The 2,685-nt window shown below is 62.3% G+C and carries 2 protein-coding genes; both read left to right on the forward strand.

Annotated elements, in window-relative coordinates; translation table 11 throughout:
• The first annotated feature begins 188 nt into the window (after positions 1 to 188).
• Positions 189 to 1,574: an MBL fold metallo-hydrolase RNA specificity domain-containing protein gene (locus LN996_RS23380; RefSeq protein WP_231343482.1), complete on the forward strand. Its 1,386-nt coding sequence runs from the start codon at positions 189 to 191 to the stop codon at positions 1,572 to 1,574.
• 99 nt (positions 1,575 to 1,673) lie between these two features.
• Positions 1,674 to 2,537, forward strand: coding sequence for a universal stress protein (locus LN996_RS23385; RefSeq protein ID WP_231343483.1), 864 nt, complete (start codon positions 1,674 to 1,676; stop codon positions 2,535 to 2,537).
• Positions 2,538 to 2,685: the final 148 nt, after the last annotated feature.

Consider the following 2,685-nt stretch of genomic DNA (forward strand, 5'->3'; position numbering starts at 1 on the left):
GCCCTCCCCCCAACCCCACGCCCAACCCCCCCCCCCCCCGGGCGCCCCCCCCCAAAAACCCCCCCCCCGCCGGGGCCCCCCCCCCCCCCCGCCCCCGCCAATGGCTTCATCGCAGTGAACAGCCCTCAACGGCCCGGCCTTTGTTCACCCCGTGGAGCCGTACCCTGCCCAAAGGATGGAGCATCGACATGGCCACCAAAAGTCCCGCAACTCTGCGCTTTCTTGGCGCCACGGACACCGTAACTGGCTCCCGCTACCTGGTGGACTTCCAAGGAACGCGAATCCTGGTGGACTGCGGACTGTTCCAAGGTTACAAACGGCTCCGCCTACGGAACAGGCAGCCTTTTCCTGTCTCCCCCGCATCCATTGATGCAGTCCTGCTGACGCATGCCCATTTGGACCATACAGGCTACGTTCCCAGGCTCGTGAGGGATGGTTTCAGGGGTCCCGTCCATGCCACACACGGGACCACTGAACTGTGCAAACTCCTGCTGCCTGACAGCGGACACCTGCAGGAGGAGGAAGCCAAGTACGCCGATCGCCGTGGATCGTCAATCCACACCCCCGCCCTGCCTTTGTATACGGCGGCAGACGCAGTGAAGTCGCTCAATAGTTTCCGCCCTGTTGAGTTCGACGAGCCCATGGACCTTGGCGACGGCGTCCAGGCCAGGTTCGTTCCGGCAGGTCACATCCTGGGGGCCGCGCAGCTTCACATCCGGGTGGGCGGAAACACTGTTCATTTCACCGGAGATCTGGGCCGCGACGACGACCCGCTGATGTACCCGCCCCGGGCGCTGGAGTCCGTTGACGTGCTTATCACGGAGTCCACCTATGGCAACCGGACCCATCCGTCCGGAAGTCCCGAAACCGAACTAGGCGAGGTAGTGTCCAGGGTGGCCAAGCGGAATGGCGTCATCCTCATCGCAGCATTCGCCGTCGGCCGCGCGGAAACACTCATGCTGCAGCTGGCGCGCCTGCGCCGAAAAGGCCTCATTCCCGATATTCCCGTCTATCTCAACAGCCCCATGGCAATTGATGCCTCCTACATGTACCAGCAGCACCCGGATGAACATCGGCTGGGCCCGGAAGAATTCAAGGACATGTACCACTTGGCCACCATGACCCGAACGGCGGACGATTCAAAGCTCCTCAATCTCCGAGGTGGTCCCATGATCATCATCTCCGCCAGCGGCATGCTGACCGGTGGACGGATACTGCATCACCTTGAGGCATACGGCAGCGATCCCAGGAACGCAGTCATCTTGAGCGGGTATCAGGCCGCCGGAACAAGGGGCGCTGCGTTGGCCGCCGGGTCACGAGAGCTGAGGGTCTATGGGCAAGACGTCCGGATCCGTGCAGAAGTAGTCCAACTCGAAGGATTCAGCGCCCATGCGGACTCGGACGCCATCATTCGTTGGATGCGGTCAGCACCCACCTCACCACGGATGACATATATCACTCATGGTGAACCGGAGGCATCCGAGGCACTCCGGCTTCGTATCAAGCATGAACTGGGGTGGAATGCCCGGGTTCCGGAGTATCAGGAGACCATCTCCGTAGCCACACCGGAATAAGGACTTCCGGCCCTAACCGGGCGGTATGAACCCGGTACAAACTGACAACAAGGCCCCGGCCGATATCCGGGAACCCATCAACGAAGAACGGGCCAAGCCATGAATGAAGCAATTGTCGTCGGTGTCAACGATTCACCCAGCAGCGAGGCTGCCATGGGGTGGGCCATGCGTCGAGCGGCCGCCCTGAAGCTGCCGGTACAGCTTGTCCATGCCGTGGATGACCGCTGGGCGTACGATTCTGTGGGCTATAACGAGTGGATCCGGGAATCCGGCATCAACTTTCTTGCTGCTGCCAAGGACCGTGCCGCAAAGATGGAACCCACCGTCAATGTCACCACCGACCTCGTCTCGGGTGGGGCCGGCTACGCTTTGGGCAAGAGGTCCAAAAAGGCCGCCATGGTGGTCATTGGTTCCGGCCATGGCTGGGCCGGAGGTTCCCTGACCGATCGTGCTTTACAGGTTGCCGCCGTCGCGCGTTGTCCCGTAGCAGTTATCGGTGAGCACGACATGACAAACCGCAAAGGGATTTTAGTCGGCGTGGACGGTTCTGAAGAGGCCACACAGGCCGTCGCGTTTGCCGCGGCAGAGGCCGACCGCCAGGGACAGGAGCTGACGGTTCTCCATGCCTTCCTCACACCGGAACCTTGGGTAACCCGCGGTGTACCGAACACCAACTACTTCGAGGTCATCACGGAAGAAGAGCGCGTCGTCCTGGCCGAAACTGTCGCCGGTTTGGCAGACAAGTACCCGGATCTGGTGGTACACCAAGTCCTCGACACCCACACGCGGCCCGCCGAAGCACTGCTCGCGGCCGGGGCCACAGCACAACTGCTGGTGGTAGGCAGCCGCGGCCGGGGCAGTTTCAAACGCCTCTTGTTGGGCTCGACAGCGCATGCGGTTCTCACCAAATTGCCGTGTCCCACGATTATCGCGCGGATCAGCCCGGTCAAGCACTCCGACTGAAAGTGACGATGACACCCCAAACTTAGGGCACTGAAAGTGGGGGGGGGGGGGGGGGGCCCCCCCCCCCCCCCCCCGCAAGGGCCGCCACCGGCCCGGTAAAATCAAGATGCGAGCTGTGTATGTGGGGGGGGTCTGGGTGAGATGGCAG

Source organism: Arthrobacter sp. AK01, assembly GCF_021109375.1.
Classification (GTDB): domain Bacteria; phylum Actinomycetota; class Actinomycetes; order Actinomycetales; family Micrococcaceae; genus Arthrobacter.